Origin of the sequence: Sporosarcina thermotolerans, assembly GCF_042658975.1 — a bacterium.
GTDB lineage: Bacteria > Bacillota > Bacilli > Bacillales_A > Planococcaceae > Sporosarcina > Sporosarcina thermotolerans.
The window spans coordinates 51358-71517 of sequence record NZ_JBHSRM010000027.1; the positions used below are offsets into that span (position 1 = coordinate 51358).

Sequence of the window (20160 nt, forward strand, 5' to 3'; positions counted from 1 at the left end):
AACCTACCCCGTTAGTTTATGAAGAAATCTAATTCATCAATATTATGGAATTGAGTAAAAAATTTTTATAAAGCTAACCAGTCCATCTTTTACTTCAAATTGCAAATAACTATAATCCATAATGTCTTCATTATTAAGAGCGTAAGTACAGTTATTAGGATCTGTTCTACCGTCAAGGGCTATTGATATATTTGGATAGGCATCTTTTATTTCATCTACGGTATTTCCAATCTCAATTCCCTTAGAAGTTTTGTACCCTTTTTTGCTGATGTCAATAGTCATTATCCAAAATTCCTTACCATTTTGCATTGGAGAGAAAAGTTCAAACTGAAGTCCGTCATACTCAATTTTCTTAATAAAGGAACCCGTAAGCTGACCTGCTCCTTCAATTTCTTCAATTTCTTGTGAAGTAGGTGCTCCCAATAATTCTTCTATATTTGCCTCGTAATCCCAATCCTTAAGATTAATAAATGTATCATTGATACTTAATGCGAAATTATTAATTTCTTCTTTTTCGATGGTTTGCTCGTTGGTTTGTTCATTGGATTCCTCATTGATTTGCTCATTAGCTTGTTCAGTTATATCCTCAGGAATCTCCTCTTCATTAGATACAACTACATTGTTCTTTAATTCCATACATCCACTAAGCACAGTGACTACGGTAAGGATAATAACGATTATGAAAGCGCTTGTCTTCACAATATTTTCCTCCTTCATTCATTTTAATGCTTGCTGCACTGCCAGCTATAAAAGAGAAGATGATGATGTTCAGTGAGGAATGGTGATTGTTCATTTTTTCACTAATAGATTCTACACCGAATAAAAGATATGTCACTAAAAACACTAAACTGCCCCGTTAGTGAAAAAAGACTTACTTAACTTCAATTACAAAAACATAACTCGAACTTCCCTTTTCCCAACGTGCGGAAACACTATAAATATAAACGCCTTTTTCTTTTGGTACTAATATTACATCGTCATTTAATGGGACATTTTCTACTTCATCGTTACTAAACCATATAGATGCGACCAACGTATTTTCTTGTGGTTTACGATTAAATTTTATTTTCAATTCAGCTCCAGGAGATACTGCAACAGGTTTAAGTTCGTGATGTTTAATAAGTTCCGGTGGGGAAATCATATCAACACATTGCCCCTTAATAAGCCCACCCCAACAATAAGAACCTTGTGCCACTTCTACTGTATTATTTTCAATAGTTATAGTTGGTTTAGGTGGTGTATGGTTAAATACAAAATAAATCCCGGTTACTAACACAACTACTGCTAATAAAGAAATTAAAACCTTTTTCATATACTTCCCCCCTCATTGTTTCTAAAGACAACCTATTCCACTAAACTGCCACGTTAGTTCAATAACTCATTAATTTTTTTTGCTGAACTTTTTGAAAGGGTATAAATGGTATGAGTATCGTTTAAATTCATTATCGTGCCTCTTTCTTCATTTATCCAAAGAAAATAGGATTCTTCACCAATTTCAACTTTATACTCAGGATCGGCCATATTAACTATACCTATCATTTTTACTGCGTTGTTGAACGCTTTCACAAAATCATTAACAACTTCGGGGTCTGTAAAGGAGGTCAATGAATCTTTTTTGATATCCGAAAAACTTTCCATTTCGTAAACAACTACTTTTTGATTGTTTTTAGAGGAACATCCACTAACGAAAAACAAAGTGAAAACCCCAGCTATCAATAACAGTGGCAACCTTTTCAAAGAAGCACCTCCCTCCCTCTATAAAATAATTAGACAGAATTAAACAAATAAAGTTTCACATTTATCAAAACACAAGGATTTCCCTTACCATTTAGAGAATGATGTAATGATACATGAATAAAGGTAATTAATCTTGAGCATTCAAGCAGTATTTTTAGATAGGGATGGAACTATCGGGGGCAGTGACAGTGTTATTTATCCTAAGGAGTTTACGCTGTTCCCTGGTGTTGCAGATTCGATTCAGAAACTGAAAAAAGCAGGGATCTTAATTTGTTCATTCACGAACCAACCAGGTATATCAAAGGGCGAAGCAACCTATCAAAGTTTCGAAGAAGAGCTCATCAGTTTCGGCTTCGATAAGATTTACCTTTGTCCGCACAGGTCTACAGATAGATGTACTTGTAGAAAGCCTTCACCTGAAATGCTACTTACAGCCGCTAAAGAGAATAACTTGAATCTGCAGCGAAGTGTAGTCATTGGAGACAGGTGGACTGATTTGTTGGCTGCGGATGAAGTTGGGTGTAAGAAGATATTGGTGAAAACAGGGAGTGGGAAGGATGCGTATAACAAATACATAAATGGAGAGTTTTTTGGTAGATGGAAAGATGTTACACCTGATTTGATTGCAGAGGATTTGAATGAAGCAGTAAATTGGTTGTTGGCATGAATACTTCTATGCACCTAAAAAACCCTCTCCAAATCAATAGACTTGAAAAGGGTCAATGTCGTTCTTCTTCTCTTCCTTATTGTGTTTACTATTCACTTCACTTGGTAGAAGCCTCTGCAAAACACCGAGTTATTTGGTTTTGCTAAAATCAATATTGAATTCACAATATCGGATGCTGAAATTATTAAATTAAACCAACTGATGAATAAAAGGAGTTCTTTAATTTCACCTAACACAAAAAACGAAGCTATGGCCGGCAGTACTGATAATCCGATAAAAGGCAAGCTCATGAAGATCCAAAATCTCATTTTAGATAGAATTGCATTTGTATTGAGCCAAAAATGGACTCCTTTAATCGTCAAGCTTATATCGCCTTTCCTGTATATGACAAGAATATGAAGAGCTTCATGAATTACAAAAACCGCAATAATAATTAACAGTACTGGAAAGTATGTCATCTGAGTGAAACTTGCCTTGATAAGCCAATAAGGAACCGAAAAAAAAGTAACCATTAACAGGTATATAAACTTCATGTAATGTTTTCGAAACGATTCATTTTCAATGAAAGGTTTCCATTCATGCAAATTCAGATTTCGCTGTGGCAAATGCCGAAACCACAATATCATTACTGTTCCTACCTTTCCTATGAACTAATTTCACCCCTCTTAGCCTAAAAGCTATTTATTCTTTTCCACTCTTCTTTGGTAAGGGTGTAATGAAAATGTATTTGTCCTTCAATTTCGGTCTCTCCATTCAAACGAAAGCCACATTTTTGACTAACTTTATTTGAGCTTCCATTGCGGGGGAGAACAACTGTATTAAGTCGATCTACATCTGTATACTGAAACAAAAAGTTCACTAACCCTTTTACTGCTGTTGTTGTGTATCCACGATTTCTATACTGTTTTGAAATCGCATAAGCAATTTCCCGGTTTGGTTCACTCAGCTCTTCTTTAATGCCTGTCGTACAGAAACCTATGAATTCACCAGTTTCTTTTAATATAATTCCCAGTTTCAAATAATTCTGGTTGCCGATCATAGGTACGGCTGCAAGGAACTCTTTATTGGCTGGAATCTCATAATTTGTCAGCCAGTTTAACCGTTGCTCTTTTGTGGATCGCCAATCTGGCAGAAACTCATAAACTTCAGGTTGTGACGTGATTTCAAAAATATGATCCACATCGTCACTTGTAAACTCTCTCAGTATGATTTCACCGCAATCTATCGTAAATAAATTGCTATCCCACACCTCTCTTTTCCCCTGTTCTATTGCTGCTTGAATCTCCACTTCATTCCCCAATTATATAGCCTCCTGTTTTCTTCCTCTTCACTACAAGATGATGATTGCTTACCTAAACTTTATCCAAACACGAAGCGGGCCAATTGAAGTCCAACCGGATGCATGTGCAGCCGAGAGGGATTCGCCCTGTTCATACCCAACAAGTGGGACGCCGGGAAATTCTTTGGATACCGCTTGAGGGATTGAACGCCACAGGCCGGTGATGTCCATGTCGCTTGAAAAGACATTGGATATCCCGATAACGTTTGCTGCTTTATTTACAATAAAAGCCGCGAATTTAGACGGACAATCTATGAAGAAAAAATTCACTCCGTCTATTTCTAACAGTCTTGAGGGTATTTCCAACCCTGTTAGGTTCTTCCAATGTTCAAATTCCTTCTCGGTACGGACGATATTCCACTCATATTGGTCTGGTTTATATTCATTCAAGGTGGGATAGCAGATCCATTCAGCTTCAAATAGCATTTGATATCCATAAGACGCCAATTGAAGTGTTGCATAGCTATCTTTAACGCTGCTGATATGATTTAGATTCAAGAATTCAAGAATATCCGTGTCTTTGGTTTTTCTATTCATAGTAATCAATTCTGGATAGTATGTAGGTGCTTCCGAAGTAAGGGCCCATACCTTTTCTGTTGTGTCTGAGCGCTTGCCATATGCTTCACAAATCAATTTGCACCAGGCGATATTATTTTCCACAGCTTGATCGACATTGATTTCACAATCACGCATTTATTCACAGCCTTCATTTGAAGTAATGACTCTCTAACATCCTATTCTATTATTTATTGAACATTCGAACACTGTCAATCGATATTTATTTAATTCCACCCTTCATGCTTCTTTGGTGCCTGTGCAGAAATTAGGTACCCAAATTAATAACATGAAATATCTGTTTGATTGCGGTAAACTAAACATATAATAAGAAAAGTCCGGATGCTGTGACATCCGGTTAGCGCAACTGACATCCGCATGAAGAGCGGTTGGCCAAGAGCGAATAGTTAGTGTTAAAAAAAGAGTAACTACCCTGCTTTCTTGCCAGTCAGCGGTGGGTGGTTACTTTTTTCTTTGCGGATGAAGGTTCTAAGACATCAAATATTGGGTGTAGGAAGATATTGGTGAAAACAGAGTTTATGAAACAATAACGAGCATCCTACAGGTTGTTTTTTGCTTGAAGGATTTTCACCTTTCTTGGCGAATGGTCTCAGTGGGGGTGTGATAAATGATATCTACATTAACAAAGGGACAGTATATCGGAGAATTCACTTTAGGGTCCTGCATTCTGAGTGTAAAATCTGGTATAGAGGGAATTGTATGGAACTGCAAAAGAGAAAAAGGAACTCAAGAAGTCGAAATCCATCAGGTTCTATGGTGCGGTGAAAACAAGTACGCGGTCATTCTAAACTATTATAAAGAGACAAAGACTACTATTTATTAAGCACTCAAATCTTTGAGTGCTTTTTCTATACCTAAAAATCAAAGAGTGCGGGAAAATGAATATAGGCATGCACCTAAAAAACCCTCTCCAAGTCAGTAGACTCGAAAAGGGTCAAATTAATTTACTTTATCTTATCCTTCCACTCATTTCGAATTCGGTCGTAGTTTTCATTCACCCAGTCCATGTCAAGAATAGCTGCGTGTGATTTAATATCCGCTAAATTCAATGGAGTTTTTGATTTATAGTTTGATGGTCTGAATGAGAACCTCACCTAAATAAGAGCCAACTGCTTTAATGCGGTTGGCTCTTTCAAATATGTTTTCAATAACAAATAACGATTATTGTAGAGGGTGTTGTTTGAGCTGGAATGCTTCTTGTAGAAGTACTATAGATGACTATCAGATCTCGGTTTCCTATATTTCCGTTGAAATCTTGGCCGTTTTCGAGAACGATTTCTGTTTGCCTCGATGGATTTAATTGTAAAGTGCCGTCGCTGCTTAGTAATTGGCTGTTAAAGAAACTCACTGTTACAAGGTAATCACTGTGGACCTTCGCCATCACGATCGCCGGATACTGAGGAGGGTATATTAACGGCGCTGGCGCATTCGCATCGTAATATCCTGTTACAATATCACCGACCCTCACTTTCTCATGTCTAACAAAATAAGTGGCAGGCCCAACAACAAAATTTACAGTCGAACCGTCCATGTCTGTCAATGTAAATAATTTGTAACAGCCTACATTTGGATCGTTTGTCATGATCGGAAAATTCTCGATCCCCATCACTCTACCGGTAAAAGATAGAAAGTTTGTCAATTGCATACCTCCATCATTGAGATGTTCTATACATAGTATGCAAATACATTATTAGGTGACGTCTTAAAGGGTAAAAGATGTTAGGCTGCATCGAACAGATAGAAAACCCCTTCCAAGTCAACTGACTCATTGCATAGTTGAATTTATGACAGCGTATACTCTATTGGGTTTATTTCTATACCCGAAATATATTAAACCAATGGGGGGGTATTATGAAAAGCCTAAAGAAACCGGTCGTTTGGGCAGTAATTTCCTTGGTGTTAATTTTAATCGGTAGTATAACGGCCTCACAGTTTAACAGTTCCGCTGGAGACGTGGATGTATCAAGAATTTATTTCGAAACGCCAAGAGGAGAACTTTCGGGTCTTTTGTATAAACCGAAGGATGCCGCTCAGCACCCTAAACCGACACTTATCACAACGCATGGCTATTTGAACTCTGCTGAAATGCAAGATGCCCAGGCGATTGAGATGTCGAAGAGAGGGTATGTCGTGTTGGCGTTGGATCAATACGATCATGGCCATTCGACAGGGACGATGGAAAAGCCGATACCGTTTTTCTCGTTTTGGCCACATGCTATCTATGATGCTGTTCAATATATGTATGAACAGGATTATGTATTGAAAGATGAAAATGGAAATGGGATTATCGCGGTTTCGGGTCACTCCATGGGTGGTTTTTCTTCTACTCATGCTGTCATGTTGGATGAAGGTGATTTTCAGGAATCAGGAGTTCGGAAGATTTATAGTTCACTGACCATGGGATCCGATTATCAATGGGTGAAGACGTTAGGATATAGCGCGGAGGATATTAACAATTCTTATGGCCCAAGAACATCTGGCATGGTTGCTGCGCAGTATGACGAATTCTTCTTTGGTGCGTCGGCAGGTGGTACAGTTGTAAAGAAGAATTATGTTGGAACGGAGGAGGGCCAAGGATTCCTTGGTAATCCTGAGACTTCTAAAACCGGGGAGTTTTACGATGTTAATGGTGGCAAAAGAGTAATCTATCAACCAAATGAGACGCATCCATGGAACCATTTTTCGAAACAGTCGACCGCATATGCAATCGGTTTTTATGATATGGCATTTGCGGATTATAACGACCTTGTGAAGGTTGGCAAGGATGGACAGTCATGGATGTTTAAAGAGTTTGCTTCATTTATCGCATTGATTGGGTTCTTCATGCTTGTAGTACCAGTTACATCGTTATTATCCAAACTGCCATTCTTCGCTTGGATTTACACTAAAAAGCCAGCCCTACTGCCTGAACCGGCAACAAATGGGTCAAAACTCGCAAGATATTTAATCATTGTATTTGTTGGATTGTACCCTGCCCTGTTCTTCTCCGCATTGTATGGTGGCGATGTTTCAGGAATGAGATTGTTACGGCAAATAAGTATGATCTTTATCGTACTATCGGCTATTGTTTTCATTCTCTCCTGGATCAGAAAATTAGATAGGAATATCAAAACAGGTTCCTTTGTTTTATTTGTTTTAAGCGGTATTCAATATATTATTTTAAGAGAGCAAAGTAGATTCTTTGCGACAACCGAGAATTTCGGAGCACCGGTTGTGAATTCGATTGTCTATTGGGCAATAAATGTGGCGATTGTAATGCTTTTGGTCACGGTTTGCTATCACTTTGTTTCTAAGAAACCTGCAGGCGCGACGATCGAGAACTACGGAGTAAAGGTGAACATAAAATCGATTGTGGCTTCATTCGTAACAGCTGTTGTAACAGTTGCGATCGGCTATGGTGTCCTGTATGCGGTTGATGCAGTTTTCAAGGTCGACTTCCGACTTTGGACATTTGCGGTTAAAACATTCGAGCTTCATCACTTAATCGCCATGCTTAAATACGCACCCCTTTTCTTCATTTTCTACTTCATCATAGGGATGACGGTGAATATCAATACAGCCGGTGCAAAGTATGACGGAATAAAAGGCTATCTAATTTCTATTCTGCATTTCGTGGGTGGCTTGGTTCTGTACCTGATCTATCAATATGGATTATTATTCACAACAGGAACAGCGGGATATCCAAGTGAATCACTCTCCTCCATTATTGTAATCGGTCTTGTGCCTGTATTAATCATAGCCGCCATATTCAATCGTTATCTCTATAGGAAAACGGGGAATGTATATGTAGCAGCTTTTATTAATACATTGCTAATGACAATGGTAACGGTCGCTAATACTACACTTTATACGATATTTTAGCGTGAAGGTTTGTATGGTTCAGAAACAAAAGAAGAATTCATTTTGAACCAGATACCAAAGATAATAAATTATCAACAACGTAAAAAGCCACCCCTCTTGAGTAACGGGTTCGGTTGTTGGGAAGAAAACATTAAAAAAAACAGTATTTTGGGACACAGTTCGCATATGAATTGGTGTCCCTGTTTTTGTTGTTATATCAACATTCGGATGCTTTTTATGGTCGAATTGGCACAACAATTGGCACAGGAATTAGCACCAGTGCATAAATTTATATGCTTTGTTAATTCGATTGTTTAAACACTTGCTAATTGGATATTTGAATGAATATTTTTTTGAAGGAATATGAGGAAACTATGCTAAAATAAATTAAAGATTTTGAAATGATGCCCTTCAACTAACGGGGCAGGTTTGTTGAACAAGGAAATGTTTGACAAAGTCAATTTTCAATAAGGGGAACTTTGATATGGTATCTTTGATTAAATCTCAATTAAGCGATTTAGATGAAATAGTGAATATCGATAGAGAAGTAATTGGTAGTGATGGCAGACGAAAATACATAAAAAAAGCTATTGAGGAAGAAAGATGTATAGCTATTAAAAACGAGTTCTCATTTGTAGGATTTTTAATCTATGATATTCATTTTTTTGATTGTAGTTTTATATCCCTGATAATAGTTAAACCGACTGAAAGAAGAAAAGGATATGCAACCTGCCTTATAGATTATTTTATAAGCATATCGCCTACTAAGAAAATATTCTCTTCAACCAATCAATCAAATAAAAGAATGCAGGAAGTATTTAAAGAAAATGGATTTATACAAAGTGGATATGTTGAAAATTTAGACGACGGAGATCCAGAGATAATTTACTTTAAATCAACATAGTTTTGGTCTTCCATGAACGGGTGCTTTCCTTCTATAAGGAGTAAAGCTTTTTAACTAACGTGGCATTTAGTTTGAATAAGGAGTTTGTTACAAAACTAAACTGAAACATAAGGTCGGGTGTATATGATAAGAATGCGAATAATGACTGGAGCTTATCTTTTTCATGGCAATAAAATTTTGATGTTGAAACGATCCAAAGATAGAGCATTAGCATCTAATTTATGGACTGGAATTGGTGGACATGTGGAAGCTAATGAACATAATAGTCCTGAAGAGTCTTGTTTAAGGGAGATTTTCGAAGAGACAGGAATTAGAAGGAATGAAATAGAACAATTTAAACTTCGTTATATATTAATGCGTAGAAGCGAGGATGAAATTCGCCAACACTATATTTATTTCGGAAATACATCAAAGAAGAATTTAATAAACACAGATGAAGGTGTTCTGCATTGGATAGACCATTCGAAAGTTTTAAACTTAAAAATGCCTTTGACCGTAAATCATATGCTTAAACACTTTTTAAATAATCCTGATCAAAAATCATTGTTTATAGGGTCAGTTAATCAATCAAAAATGGAATGGTCTTGTTTGGCTGAATAAGCTTCACTTTTCTTAGGGGCATAGTCAACTCATTTCTTCTTATTGAACAACGGAGCAGGTTAGTTGAAGGGTGTTGAAATATTAAAAGAAATTATATCAACCAAAAGGAGGTCAGATAATGGGTCATATCATTCATGAAATACTTCATTTTTCCGTTGGAGCTTGTATTACATATTTACTACTTAATAAATATAATAATTCAATGCCTAAGGTAATTTTGATTTTGCTTACAGGTGGTATCGCTGGAATTACACCAGACATAACAAAGTTTTTTGGTGATTTATATGGACATTCATTATTTTTAGTTCTGGTTTTAGGACTGGTCATAATGTTAATAACAAGAAAACTTTTTTTGGAGATATCAGTTGTTAAATTGTGGCTTGTGCTATCATTCTCTGTTTTAAGCCATATATTTATTGATTTCATAGGGAATGGAGTAGCATTATTTTATCCATTTATTACAAAAGAGTATGATTTTCACGTAATTCAAGATGATCTATTTATATATATTCTTTCGATAGCAACAATAATCGCAGTTTTTTATCGGAAAGGAAAGTTAGTGATTTTATCATCATTATTAATAGTGGCATTATATCTTGGTGTATTAACCTATTCAAAAATACAACTTCAACAAACATTAAAAAGCGAGTATAAAGAGGATGACATTACGTTACTGTTGGTTTATCCAAGATGGGATTATAGGTGGGAATTCATAATTAGAACAAATAAACATTCTATTAGTGGGTCTTCTCCTATTTTTGGAACGGATATTCAGATAGAAAGAGAAAATGAGTGGAACGATTAATACTTTTCATCTCCAAGTTATATTGTCCGAATATTTTAAAATTACGGCTGTTCATATGCTATAATATAGAAAAAAGTTAAGGGGTATTGTACGATGACTGTTAAACTTCAAGAAGTTTTGGAATCGGAAAAATCTATCTTGCGTAACTTTTACTCATTGTATCTTCACGAGCTTTCGAATTTCACCACGAATTTGGATATTGCAGAAGATGGTGTTTTTCATTTTGAGGAATTGGATAAATTCTGGGAAGTAGATGGATTATCGCCCTATTTTATAATGTTGGATGATAAAATTATCGGTTTTATATTACTATTAGAGCGTCCATTCTTGAAAAAAAGCAATGATTTTGGAATAAATGACTTGTTCATACTTAATAAGTACAAAGGTAAAGGATTGGCTGTGCAGGTTGTAAGAAAATTTCTTGAAGATAAACCAGGGCAATATTTTGTCATGCAAGTTGTTGAAAATAAGCGAGCGGTTGCATTTTGGAAAAAAGTTTATAATGGATTAAATATTGAAATTCAAGAAAGACAAGACCTAATTGATGATGAGCTATGTCTAATTCAAACATTTAAGGTTTAATTAACTACGACGCTTTATACGATATTTTAGCGTGAAAATATATACAGTTTTAACCCTTTGATTTTTGCATGCCGCCATTGTTGAGATGTTCTATAAATAGTATGCATATAGATTGTTAGGTGATGGCCTTCAGGGTAAAGAATGTTAGGTCCTGAAGATGAATGAATTAAGTAAAAATATGCAAACTCCGTTTGGTTGAGGTAAAATGAGCATATATTAAGAAAAGACCAGATGCTCTAATATCCGGTCAATGCAACTGACATTCCGCATGAAGAGCGGTTGGCCAGTAATAAGGATTTTTTTACAGAAAGTAACTACCCTGCTTACTTGGTCGTTAGCGGAGGGTGGTTGCTTTTTTCTTTTGGCACATAGGGGAATGGTGAAATACCACTATCTTCATTTATATATTCAAAATGACAGAAATACAGGAAATAGAACAACGTAAAAAGCCAACCTTTGAGGGTAACGGGTTCGGTTGATAGGGAGAAAACAATAAATAACACAGCATTTGGGGACACAATTCGCATATGAATTGATGTCCCCATTTTTGTTGTTATTTCAACGTTTAGAAGATTTATATAGACGAACTGGAACCGCAATTAGCACAGGGATTAACAAGAGCACATAAATTTATGTGCCTTTGCTAATTCGCTTGTTTAATCACTTGCTGATTGGATTTTGGAACGATAGATATAGAAGGAAGAAGAGAAATCTATGTTAAAATATATTGAAGATTATGAAATGACGTTCTTCAACTAACGGGGCAGGTTTGTTCAATAAGAACTTGTGTAGGTTTTTAACACAATCTATTATTTCTTAAACACATATTATAAAAGAAATGAGGAGGTGAAATTATGTCCGAAAAAAAGAAAATCGCTAAAATAGAAACTTTCGGATGTTGCCCACCGGTTACTTACACAGCACTTAATAGTGGCTGTCCTCCTGAAAACCCACCTTGTTTGAGTCTTTGTGACTGTTGTGTTTCTCCACTTCAGTCCGTCTTACAACAACTTGTTGGGCAAAGTGTAATTCTTGCCACTATTGCAGACCAACCAAATACACTTCCTTTCTTTTATTTAGTCACTATTACTAAAGTGAATGATTTTTTAGTTACTGTGACAGATGGAGTGAATACCTATGTGGTAAATATATCTGATATAATAGCGGTGGCATTTTTACCACCAGGACCTACTATCAACTTGTTGCCCCCTGTTAATTCTGGGTGCGAATGTGATTGTCGTGAACGACCAATTAGACAATTGCTGAATACACTTATTGGTTCTACAGTGAATATTTTAGTAAGTAATGGTTCTATTGCAATGAATTTTAACGTGGAACAAACGGGTCTTGGCATAGTGTTAGGAACTTTACCAATAAATGCTGATATATTTAGAATTGCAATTTCAATTTGCAAAATTACGGCTGTGCAGACTAATTGAAGAAGGGATCATGTTAAAAACAAATATTTAGTGAGAAAGTAGTTATTAATAATTACTCAACTTTCGCATCGAATAAATTAGCGTTATAGGTTCCCTAGCTTGGCTTTAGTCCCGATACTATATATATCTTGACAGTTTTAATTGTAAAGGTACCTGTGCGCGATGCTTTTATGACAATTCACCGTTATGGGTAATTATACAACAAATGATTACGAAAGGACCATAAGTAAGCCATTCACAATTACATTTTATACATTTTTGATGAATATTCACGATTGTGTGGTGCACAGGTACCTTCACAACAACATCCCTTCCCTATCACCATCAAGAAATTAATCCGAAACCATTCCCTTCTAAATCCATACATTGAATAAGCGATAACCATTTAGGGGTGAATTAGCATGAATAAAAGGCAAAAGAAGAAGGTGGGTACTCGATATCACCTCTTGCGGCAAGCACAAAGGCAGGCGCAAAAGCGTAAGGGGGAAAAGTGTATAGCATACGAAATCGTCGAGATAGGTAAGAGCGACATGGTTCACAAAGACGGCTTTGGAACGGAATACGCCTATGGAACCCATTGGATTGTTAAGGTGCTCCATCGCAAGAGTGTATACTTTGGGAAGGAACACACTCCCTATCAGACTATCGTTTACCCGTGTACAAGCCATGGTACCGGAGATTCAAATGCCGCCTTACATGTTATTTTTCATTGGAGGGAAAAATCTGGGGACATGATTCCTTTTTTCGAACGAATCGTGGACGACATGAAACAGGATCGGTATTGGGAAGCCGATTACTGAATCCTGCCGTGAATGTGAAGTGCACCCTAAAAGTTAGATTTGACTCTAACTTTTGGGGTGCACTGAATAGCAAAATTCCAATGGCTGTTTATTATCTATAAATCTTTTATTTATTTTTTAAATAGCTTTCTTAACAAACACTTACTATTTACTGATTCCAATAGTTATTGGCAAAAGCAACAGTTTGGAAATGTATGGCGACAACTTGTGAGGTTGCTATTAAGCTATCCGCATTTGTTGAATAAACAGGACGCAACATTTTTCTGATTTCTTCAGAAGGTTGTGTAAGTACTATCCCCTTTTGCGCAAGCTTAACTGCTAATTGATAACCTTCTTCCGGATTTTTTGTGCGCAGCGTTTGCAGCTGGTCGTTCGGCATGTCTTTCACTTCCTTTGCACAGATTCTAATGTTATCGTATGCAAACCGATGATTGATTGTTTTACACTCCGAAAACCACTAACCATTGCCGCCATCACACAGGAACCTAAAATTTAACCCGATGAAATGATCTTGTTTCTGCAAATGGTTCGAATCCGATAGACTTGTAAAATGCATGTGTTTTAGGGGAAGTACAAACAACAACGGCAGTGGTTGCCCCCTTATCACGCAAGGCATTGAGAGCAAGCTTACAAACGGAACTGCCTAACCCCATTCTCCAAAATTTCGGATCCGCCCCCACTGGCTCCAGTAAACCGACCTTATTTACTTCATCAAACCAAATTAAACAACATGCTGCGAACTCACCATCAGGGGATTCTATTACCCAATCAAGAGAAGAATCGTATGGATAGGCATTCATGACATTCCGGTAGCTTTCTTCCGTGACTCTTGAATGCGGGAAGGCAGCCTTTTGAATTGCCACACGTTTTGTTACATCCCCCTCCCCCAAAAGATGTCGCGCTTTAAATCCATCTGGCAAATTAATAGATAAAGGACCATCTTCCAATGAAACTTTTGCAAGTACTTCGGGAGTTTCTTCTACTATTTTGAATCGGGAATCTTTTAGGGCTGAAATAAGGTGAGACTCCGTTTCAAGAACGATTACCTTTTGTTCATTGATTTCCGTTATTTTATCAAACCAATCAATGACATCCTTGGCTAATTCACCGAAATCAGGGTCAACTTGAACCATTAAACTGTCCGGTAGTTTTGCCCATCCCCATGCCACTGGTTTATCCTCCACTTCCCAGATTGCAGTAATCCATTCATCCTCGCGCCCGGCGTGTCGATAGCGTTGCCATGCCAAATCGCCAATATGGTAATTCGATTCAAGTGACCATATGGCTTGTGTAAGTTTCTGCATCCGTATTAAATCACTTGAATCTTTATAAGTTCGAATTACGGGTTTACTCATTTATTAACCCCCTCTATTTTTCTTGGTATTGTAACGATCTTCTTTGAACTATTAACAGAATAATAGTATAGTTTAAGCGAAGTGTAAAATATTGTCTTGTTCAAGTAACGAGCGGTAAGGAGGAATGTCATCGTGATCAATTACAACGTAAAGTTAGTTTTTCATATGATCACCTCTTTCATAGGGTTCCTCAGTGTTATCTTACATATCGTCTATTCTCCTGCTCCTTGGATCTCGATAACAAAATTCACCATACAATCGAACCTTCTTGTATCGGTCACTTTCTTACTGAGTGTTTTCGCAATAAGATCAAGAAAGCAGCACCTGACTCCCTTATTGGATTTCTTTAAGAATTGCTCTATCATTTATATGTTCATCGTCATTACCACTTATCATTTCCTCCTTGCAAGCGGAGGAGAATATGTTGGGACTCGGATTATCACGAACTTTACCCTTCATTACTTACTGCCAATCTTTGTATTTATGAATTGGATCGTTTTTGAGGTCAAGAAAAAATTTAGCTATAAGCATATCTTCTTGTGGATGCTCTTCCCTTTGCTTTATTGTGTTGTTTCATTGTTACGTGGATTGGTTGATGGTTTTTATCCTTATTTCTTTCTGAATCCTACTGGAGTAATTCCGGAGGGTGTTGGAAGTTATGCAAATGTGGCGGTGTTCATAATCGCGTATTTGTGCGTTTATATTATTTTGGGCATTGTATTGATCCTCTTAAATAGGATATTTCTTCACTTCAAAACGTTAAATACAGCCACTTCATCATCTTGAACACATTGCGAAGGAACCTAAACCATCATTGGTTTGGGTTCTTTTTTTCCCTAAATTGCAATTTTGACAACCTTTTCCTCTTGAGCTCCGTTAACATTATGAAGAGGCGGTGATGACATGGATCAGGATGAATTGGCAAAGATCATGAATGCGCATGGCGAGCATTTATTGAAAATGGCGTTCTTTTATGTGCGAGATCGCGAGTTGGCGAAGGATATCGTGCAGGAAGTCTTCATTTCCTTTAATGCATCAACAAACTATGAGGAACGGGGTACGTTGCGCGCGTATCTTACAAAACTGACCGTCAACCGATGTAAGGACCATCTGCGTAGCTGGTCGTTTCGAAATTTGCTGTTTACTGATGATTGGGTAGAGACGATACATAGGCAACAGGATCCGCTTGTTTTAAAAGAAGAACGAACGGAACTTGCCATTTCGATTATGAAGTTGCCTCTGAAATATCGGGAGGTTCTCATTTTTTATTACTACGAAGGTTATAAAATCAAAGAAATCGCCGCTTTTTTAGGGTTGTCCGAAAACACCGTGAAGGCACGAATGGTGAAGGCGCGGAAGTTATTGAGGGAAAAACTGAGATCTGAAGATTGGGAGGTGCTTTCCAATGAATGAAGTGAAGAAGAGCTTAGATGCCGTGTCCGGGTTTACTTCGGAAGACATGGATGAAGTGAAACAACGGATTATTAGCGGCAAGCGCAAACATAAAAAGCGGAATCCGCTGCCAGCGGCCATCACTGCTCTTGTTGCGGCAGCCGTACTGTTTTTTGCATTCAATGTGCTACAGGACAGTTTCTCCACTGCGGATGAAGAAGATTATGACATTAATGAACTGATCTATGACTTTATGCTGAGGAAAGAAGTGGTTGGCAATGGAGATGGAGGCGAGGTTAGTGACGAGATGAGGCAGGCTACCTTGCAGACCATGTTGCAAATTGACGCTTTGATTGATTATGCCAAAACGAATGGGTACAGGGAAGACATGGAAGCAATCGATAAAAAGGTGGCTGAACAGCGCGATGGTTTCTATGCGGATTTGGATAAAGAAGGCGAAGATAAAAAGAATAGTATCCTCAAAACACAAGAGAATATGTTCGGTATATCGTATGATGAGTATTTCAAGTTCGGTATTTCGTATGATGAGTATTTCAACGTCCTGCAAAAGTGGACAGTCCAAGCTGAGGCCGCCAACAACTGGCTCGTTCAACATCTTCCGGAAGATCCTATAACGAGGGGCGAAGTGCTTGGTTTATTCAAGAATAAAAACGAACATGTCATAGCCGATTTCATGGAACAAAAGTCGATTCCATCTTTCGACATGACTGTAAAGTACGAAGAACATGAAGGGACAGTTGCCTCCATTGAGGGTGACCGAGTCCTTGTAACAAATGAATTCATGGATGATGCGGAGTTATGGGTAGATGTACTGATCAAGCATAATTCAGCCTCCTACTTTCTAATCGATGATTCTTTGGAAGGGATTGTTTCTGGAATGAAAATAAGAGTGGTTTACGATGCATTGTCCTTCCCTGTCGCAACCGAAGGAAATCCAGTTGTTTACGAGAAGGTGAAGGAATGGGAAAGACTTGGGTCTAACAATGAGCCCGAATATGTAGCTAAACATGAAGAGATATTATCTGAAGAGGATATCGAAACGGCTTATGAAATGGGTGTGAGAGTGCTCACTGACTATTATAAAGCCGTATGGAACGGTACGGCGATTGACTTGGAACGATTTATTGAAAATGAAAACCTGAAACAATATATCGAAACGAAAGTGCAATCCCAACATGATAAGTACGGACATTTTAATGATAAGGTGAAACATATTGAGATTAGAGACGATTGGGAAGCGAAATTTACGGATGATGAGGACGGCGGATTTCTCTACTTGAGCTTGCCTGTTGCGATTACTAAATATCATGGCGGCGGATATGGGGAAGGTACTGAATTTCTTATCCGTAATGTAAATGGTAAGTTAGTCATCGTTGATTGGTACACAGGTGGAAAAGATACGTATGACTTCATGGTGCGTGGTGATAATGTGACGGTTGACAATCCGGACATTTGGAATGATAGTGAATGGGTGAAGACGTTGGATAATAAAATAGATTGAAGGGCAGTAACGGTTCCGCGGCGTGTCCACAGGGCCGTTACCTTTTTTTCATTGCCGCCCATCGTTAAGGGATATGGATGCCAGTCAATAGATGTAAACGTGCATACAATAAAACAACAGCGATGGGGGGGAGGTTGGAAAAAAAGACGGGCTGACTAGGCCCGTTTTCTTATTTATAAAACTCTCTTTCCCCTGCCACGTAGAGGTAAAGAAGCAGGATAATCGCCATTACGTTTAATTACCATTGCAAATTGCTTCCCAAGTGTTGATAATTGATATAGAATCCCTACATCCCTGTGTAAGGGAATAATAAAGGAGTTTAATGCATGAAAACAAATGTCACTGTCACTCTAAATGATTACGAAATGAAGAAACTCAAACTTGTCGCAGAAATGAATGGGAAGAACGTTTCAGCAGTCGCGAAATTAGGCGTACAGCTTTACCTTGATCGATTTATCGATTTCGTATTAGATGAATTCGAAGAAGAACAAGAAAGATCTTCCATTGTGCATTAACATACTACATAAGAAGTTTAGTGTCCTCGACTAACGGGATGCTTTCATTTTAAATCAATGGACTGCTCTTTTTTCTTAACATATTGAATATTGAACTCTGCTTTACTTCAAATAGAAGTAAAGCCTTTTTTATTACTAGTAAAAGACATGATGGAATACATGAAACCTCTCTCCCCATCTTCACTTAATAATGCGCAAGCAATCCTTTTTTCATAGCAATTCGTTCACAATAAATGAAAAATAGAAGGCCTAATGTAAGATACACAATCGCATTAAATCCAAGAATTAAAAAATCCACCACTGTAAACTGACTTAATGAGTAACCGTGAATCATCACTTGGCGGACAAGATCTACGCCTTTTACAAATGGAAGAAACGCAAAAAATGGTGCCACTGTTAACGGAATAAATGTTAGAGCCGCTAAAATAAATTGCAGTATTTGTAAAAATGCTCCTACTTGCTTCACGAGTATAGAAATTCCCGCAATCATGAACCCTACACCAAACATGCTAATGAGCGTTAAGATAAGGATGGGCATAATGGAAATGACGTCTATATTTAACCATTGACCCGTTGTCGCCATTGATAAGTAGAGCAACCCGACAATAATAAAAAAGTATATGACTGTTGTTGCAATGAGTCGTGTCGCCATAATTCGCCAGACACCCATTGGAGACATGTAAAGTTGTTCAAGCGTTCCGCGCATAGCTTCGTTCGTTATCGTCCATCCGACACTGTTCATCACCATCATCGCTAAAAACCAAAATATATAGTTGACGATCGCATATTGGATGTTTGCCTCTTGCATATTCGGATCGCCAATCAACTGAATTCCGGTAAACATTCCTAAAAAAATGAAGTAAAACGTAAAAACCATTGCAAGTGTATTTGGCAAATACCGTTTCAACTCGATATATTCTTTCCGAACATTTGCCTTCAGGAGGTTAGCCCAATACATATTCTTTTTCCCCTTTCACGATTTTCATAAAGATTTGTTCGAAATTGATCGTATCGCGGTCAATCGATTCGACCGAAGTTCCTCCCATTTTGAGCATGTCAAATAACTCGTAAATTTCATCGCTTTTCGTCAGATGAATTTGGATAATAGGCTGCATGGAATCTGCAACATAAGTATAGTCCGGGAATTTTTGTTGCAACAATTTTTGTTGGTGCTCACTCAAAGCGTCCCCGATTGTTATTGAATAGGCACGAACTTCAAATAGCTTCATTAAATTTTCCACTTTATCGTCTACAATGACTCTACCGTCATTAATGATTACTGTTCGATCACATAATTCTTGAATGACGTTCATGTCATGCGAGCTAATGATGATGGTTCGGTTGTATTCATCGACAATCGTTCGTAACAATTCGCGCACTTCATACCCTGTTTCCACGTCCAATCCAAGAGTTGGTTCATCCAATAATATGACATCACTATCCGCAAGCATTGCGACGGCAATCGCAAGTTTTTGCTGCATGCCACGTGAAAGCCGATTGACGAGTTCATTTTCCTTCTCTTTTAAATGAAAGCTTGTTAACAAGACTTCGATTTGATGAGCAACATCTTTTCGTGAAGCACCTCGGTTCCCAGCAAAATACTCAAGATTTTCCCGAACCGTCAATCGCCAGTACAAATTCCGATTCCCTTCCAACACTGCACTAATATGCCGCAATGCCCCGAGGCGTTTCTCGCGATTGTCCATCCCGTTAATCGTAATGGTTCCAGCATCAGGAATGAGTAAACCACAAATCATTTTAATGGTCGTGGTCTTCCCAGCACCGTTAGGCCCTAGTAACCCAAGAATTTCGCCTTTATTCACTGTAAAAGAAATGTCATTAACCGCTTGAATGTATTCCTTCGACTTTCGCTTTTTATAAGATTTCATTAAATTTCGAGCCTCAATAATTGGTTCCATGACAAGCATCCTTTCTACCAAAAAATACCTACACTACTCAACTTCTACATGACTCTATTATTTCCCTGCTTTAAACATACTCATTCTACTAAATATTGAAGTGAACCTACCCACCACTTAACGCTTCGCGTTTGAAGTGGGGGCTTCTCGACTTATCGTTGCTTCTGT

The 20160-nt window shown here is 37.7% G+C and carries 24 protein-coding genes and 1 pseudogene; 13 read left to right on the forward strand and 12 right to left on the reverse strand.

Going from position 1 to position 20160, the window contains the following annotated elements; translation table 11 throughout:
- Positions 1-42: 42 nt before the first annotated feature.
- The 3 genes from ACFPZG_RS17360 to ACFPZG_RS17370 form a co-directional block, all read right to left on the reverse strand.
- Positions 43-699, reverse strand: a complete 657-nt coding sequence (locus ACFPZG_RS17360; protein ID WP_283734279.1) for a hypothetical protein — start codon at positions 697-699, stop codon at positions 43-45.
- 172 nt (positions 700-871) lie between these two features.
- Positions 872-1312: a hypothetical protein gene (locus ACFPZG_RS17365; protein ID WP_283734278.1), complete on the reverse strand. Its 441-nt coding sequence runs from the start codon at positions 1310-1312 to the stop codon at positions 872-874.
- A gap of 53 nt (positions 1313-1365) precedes the next feature.
- Positions 1366-1737: a hypothetical protein gene (locus ACFPZG_RS17370; RefSeq protein ID WP_283734277.1), complete on the reverse strand. Its 372-nt coding sequence runs from the start codon at positions 1735-1737 to the stop codon at positions 1366-1368.
- A gap of 133 nt (positions 1738-1870) precedes the next feature.
- Here ACFPZG_RS17370 and ACFPZG_RS17375 point away from each other — a divergent pair, with 133 nt between their 5' ends.
- Positions 1871-2404, forward strand: coding sequence for an HAD-IIIA family hydrolase (locus tag ACFPZG_RS17375; protein WP_317941312.1), 534 nt, complete (start codon positions 1871-1873; stop codon positions 2402-2404).
- Positions 2405-2496: 92 nt separating this feature from the next.
- Here the strand turns inward: ACFPZG_RS17375 and ACFPZG_RS17380 are convergent, their stop codons facing one another.
- The 3 genes from ACFPZG_RS17380 to ACFPZG_RS17390 all read right to left on the reverse strand — a co-directional run bounded on the left by ACFPZG_RS17380 (position 2497) and on the right by ACFPZG_RS17390 (position 4436).
- Positions 2497-3030 carry a DUF3267 domain-containing protein gene (locus ACFPZG_RS17380; RefSeq protein ID WP_283734276.1) on the reverse strand — a complete coding sequence of 178 codons (534 nt, stop codon included), beginning with the start codon at positions 3028-3030 and terminating at the stop codon, positions 2497-2499.
- Between the two features lie 44 nt (positions 3031-3074).
- Complete coding sequence (locus ACFPZG_RS17385) at positions 3075-3653, reverse strand: GNAT family N-acetyltransferase (RefSeq protein WP_283734275.1); 579 nt, start codon at positions 3651-3653, stop codon at positions 3075-3077.
- Positions 3654-3752: 99 nt separating this feature from the next.
- On the reverse strand, positions 3753-4436 hold the full coding sequence (locus tag ACFPZG_RS17390) for a hypothetical protein (protein ID WP_283734274.1): 684 nt from the start codon (positions 4434-4436) through the stop codon (positions 3753-3755).
- Positions 4437-4926: 490 nt separating this feature from the next.
- Between ACFPZG_RS17390 and ACFPZG_RS17395 the strand changes: the two genes are divergently transcribed.
- On the forward strand, positions 4927-5142 hold the full coding sequence (locus ACFPZG_RS17395) for a hypothetical protein (RefSeq protein WP_283734273.1): 216 nt from the start codon (positions 4927-4929) through the stop codon (positions 5140-5142).
- Positions 5143-5263: 121 nt separating this feature from the next.
- On the opposite strand, the gene ACFPZG_RS17400 is transcribed toward ACFPZG_RS17395, so the two are convergent.
- Entirely contained in the window at positions 5264-5413 is a 150-nt protein-coding gene (locus tag ACFPZG_RS17400) for a hypothetical protein (protein WP_381428205.1), read from the reverse strand.
- A 50-nt stretch (positions 5414-5463) separates the two neighbouring features.
- The gene (locus ACFPZG_RS17405) at positions 5464-5958 is read right to left on the reverse strand and encodes a hypothetical protein (RefSeq protein WP_317941313.1); all 495 of its coding nucleotides are present in this window, start codon (positions 5956-5958) and stop codon (positions 5464-5466) included.
- A 212-nt stretch (positions 5959-6170) separates the two neighbouring features.
- Between ACFPZG_RS17405 and ACFPZG_RS17410 the strand changes: the two genes are divergently transcribed.
- The 7 genes and pseudogenes from ACFPZG_RS17410 to ACFPZG_RS17440 all read left to right on the forward strand — a co-directional run bounded on the left by ACFPZG_RS17410 (position 6171) and on the right by ACFPZG_RS17440 (position 13289).
- A complete protein-coding gene (locus tag ACFPZG_RS17410) occupies positions 6171-8180 on the forward strand; it encodes an alpha/beta fold hydrolase (RefSeq protein ID WP_317941314.1) in 2010 nt (669 codons plus the stop codon).
- A gap of 463 nt (positions 8181-8643) precedes the next feature.
- Positions 8644-9063, forward strand: coding sequence for a GNAT family N-acetyltransferase (locus ACFPZG_RS17415; protein ID WP_283734270.1), 420 nt, complete (start codon positions 8644-8646; stop codon positions 9061-9063).
- A 141-nt stretch (positions 9064-9204) separates the two neighbouring features.
- Positions 9205-9663 (forward strand): NUDIX domain-containing protein, encoded by a 459-nt coding sequence (locus ACFPZG_RS17420; protein ID WP_283734269.1) that lies wholly within the window; start codon positions 9205-9207, stop codon positions 9661-9663.
- Between the two features lie 118 nt (positions 9664-9781).
- On the forward strand, positions 9782-10468 hold the full coding sequence (locus ACFPZG_RS17425; RefSeq protein ID WP_283734268.1) for a metal-dependent hydrolase: 687 nt from the start codon (positions 9782-9784) through the stop codon (positions 10466-10468).
- A gap of 93 nt (positions 10469-10561) precedes the next feature.
- Positions 10562-11050 (forward strand): GNAT family N-acetyltransferase, encoded by a 489-nt coding sequence (locus ACFPZG_RS17430; RefSeq protein WP_283734267.1) that lies wholly within the window; start codon positions 10562-10564, stop codon positions 11048-11050.
- A 965-nt stretch (positions 11051-12015) separates the two neighbouring features.
- Positions 12016-12489 (forward strand): annotated as a pseudogene (locus ACFPZG_RS17435) (hypothetical protein); the annotation flags it as partial.
- A 401-nt stretch (positions 12490-12890) separates the two neighbouring features.
- On the forward strand, positions 12891-13289 hold the full coding sequence (locus ACFPZG_RS17440) for a hypothetical protein (RefSeq protein WP_283734266.1): 399 nt from the start codon (positions 12891-12893) through the stop codon (positions 13287-13289).
- 148 nt (positions 13290-13437) lie between these two features.
- Here ACFPZG_RS17440 and ACFPZG_RS17445 read toward each other — a convergent pair whose 3' ends face one another.
- Entirely contained in the window at positions 13438-13668 is a 231-nt protein-coding gene (locus ACFPZG_RS17445) for a hexameric tyrosine-coordinated heme protein (RefSeq protein ID WP_283734265.1), read from the reverse strand.
- A gap of 106 nt (positions 13669-13774) precedes the next feature.
- Positions 13775-14644 (reverse strand): GNAT family N-acetyltransferase, encoded by an 870-nt coding sequence (locus ACFPZG_RS17450; RefSeq protein WP_317941315.1) that lies wholly within the window; start codon positions 14642-14644, stop codon positions 13775-13777.
- A gap of 165 nt (positions 14645-14809) precedes the next feature.
- Here ACFPZG_RS17450 and ACFPZG_RS17455 point away from each other — a divergent pair, with 165 nt between their 5' ends.
- The 4 genes from ACFPZG_RS17455 to ACFPZG_RS17470 all read left to right on the forward strand — a co-directional run bounded on the left by ACFPZG_RS17455 (position 14810) and on the right by ACFPZG_RS17470 (position 18073).
- On the forward strand, positions 14810-15430 hold the full coding sequence (locus tag ACFPZG_RS17455; RefSeq protein WP_381428218.1) for a Pr6Pr family membrane protein: 621 nt from the start codon (positions 14810-14812) through the stop codon (positions 15428-15430).
- A 117-nt stretch (positions 15431-15547) separates the two neighbouring features.
- The gene (locus ACFPZG_RS17460; RefSeq protein ID WP_283734262.1) at positions 15548-16057 is read left to right on the forward strand and encodes a sigma-70 family RNA polymerase sigma factor; all 510 of its coding nucleotides are present in this window, start codon (positions 15548-15550) and stop codon (positions 16055-16057) included.
- Positions 16050-17558: a hypothetical protein gene (locus ACFPZG_RS17465; protein WP_317941316.1), complete on the forward strand. Its 1509-nt coding sequence runs from the start codon at positions 16050-16052 to the stop codon at positions 17556-17558. Before ACFPZG_RS17460 ends, ACFPZG_RS17465 begins: the two co-directional genes overlap by 8 nt.
- Positions 17559-17884: 326 nt before the next feature.
- Positions 17885-18073, forward strand: a complete 189-nt coding sequence (locus tag ACFPZG_RS17470; RefSeq protein WP_283734259.1) for a hypothetical protein — start codon at positions 17885-17887, stop codon at positions 18071-18073.
- A 184-nt stretch (positions 18074-18257) separates the two neighbouring features.
- Here the strand turns inward: ACFPZG_RS17470 and ACFPZG_RS17475 are convergent, their stop codons facing one another.
- Positions 18258-19031, reverse strand: coding sequence for an ABC transporter permease (locus ACFPZG_RS17475; RefSeq protein ID WP_317941317.1), 774 nt, complete (start codon positions 19029-19031; stop codon positions 18258-18260).
- Positions 19018-19992 (reverse strand): ABC transporter ATP-binding protein, encoded by a 975-nt coding sequence (locus ACFPZG_RS17480; RefSeq protein ID WP_283734257.1) that lies wholly within the window; start codon positions 19990-19992, stop codon positions 19018-19020. Before ACFPZG_RS17480 ends, ACFPZG_RS17475 begins: the two co-directional genes overlap by 14 nt.
- Positions 19993-20160 lie beyond the last annotated feature (168 nt).

Coding starts and splice junctions, on each gene's coding strand:
- ACFPZG_RS17430 (WP_283734267.1), top strand. CDS start 10,562: ATGACTGTTAAACTTCAAGAAGTTTTGGAATCGGAAAAATCTATCTTG.
- ACFPZG_RS17470 (WP_283734259.1), top strand. CDS start 17,885: ATGAAAACAAATGTCACTGTCACTCTAAATGATTACGAAATGAAGAAA.
- ACFPZG_RS17460 (WP_283734262.1), top strand. CDS start 15,548: ATGGATCAGGATGAATTGGCAAAGATCATGAATGCGCATGGCGAGCAT.
- ACFPZG_RS17365 (WP_283734278.1), bottom strand. CDS start 1,312: ATGAAAAAGGTTTTAATTTCTTTATTAGCAGTAGTTGTGTTAGTAACC.
- ACFPZG_RS17390 (WP_283734274.1), bottom strand. CDS start 4,436: ATGCGTGATTGTGAAATCAATGTCGATCAAGCTGTGGAAAATAATATC.
- ACFPZG_RS17420 (WP_283734269.1), top strand. CDS start 9,205: ATGACTGGAGCTTATCTTTTTCATGGCAATAAAATTTTGATGTTGAAA.
- ACFPZG_RS17395 (WP_283734273.1), top strand. CDS start 4,927: ATGATATCTACATTAACAAAGGGACAGTATATCGGAGAATTCACTTTA.
- ACFPZG_RS17475 (WP_317941317.1), bottom strand. CDS start 19,031: ATGTATTGGGCTAACCTCCTGAAGGCAAATGTTCGGAAAGAATATATC.
- ACFPZG_RS17450 (WP_317941315.1), bottom strand. CDS start 14,644: ATGAGTAAACCCGTAATTCGAACTTATAAAGATTCAAGTGATTTAATA.
- ACFPZG_RS17455 (WP_381428218.1), top strand. CDS start 14,810: ATGATCACCTCTTTCATAGGGTTCCTCAGTGTTATCTTACATATCGTC.
- ACFPZG_RS17445 (WP_283734265.1), bottom strand. CDS start 13,668: ATGCCGAACGACCAGCTGCAAACGCTGCGCACAAAAAATCCGGAAGAA.
- ACFPZG_RS17425 (WP_283734268.1), top strand. CDS start 9,782: ATGGGTCATATCATTCATGAAATACTTCATTTTTCCGTTGGAGCTTGT.
- ACFPZG_RS17410 (WP_317941314.1), top strand. CDS start 6,171: ATGAAAAGCCTAAAGAAACCGGTCGTTTGGGCAGTAATTTCCTTGGTG.
- ACFPZG_RS17415 (WP_283734270.1), top strand. CDS start 8,644: ATGGTATCTTTGATTAAATCTCAATTAAGCGATTTAGATGAAATAGTG.
- ACFPZG_RS17465 (WP_317941316.1), top strand. CDS start 16,050: ATGAATGAAGTGAAGAAGAGCTTAGATGCCGTGTCCGGGTTTACTTCG.
- ACFPZG_RS17380 (WP_283734276.1), bottom strand. CDS start 3,030: ATGATATTGTGGTTTCGGCATTTGCCACAGCGAAATCTGAATTTGCAT.
- ACFPZG_RS17480 (WP_283734257.1), bottom strand. CDS start 19,992: ATGGAACCAATTATTGAGGCTCGAAATTTAATGAAATCTTATAAAAAG.
- ACFPZG_RS17440 (WP_283734266.1), top strand. CDS start 12,891: ATGAATAAAAGGCAAAAGAAGAAGGTGGGTACTCGATATCACCTCTTG.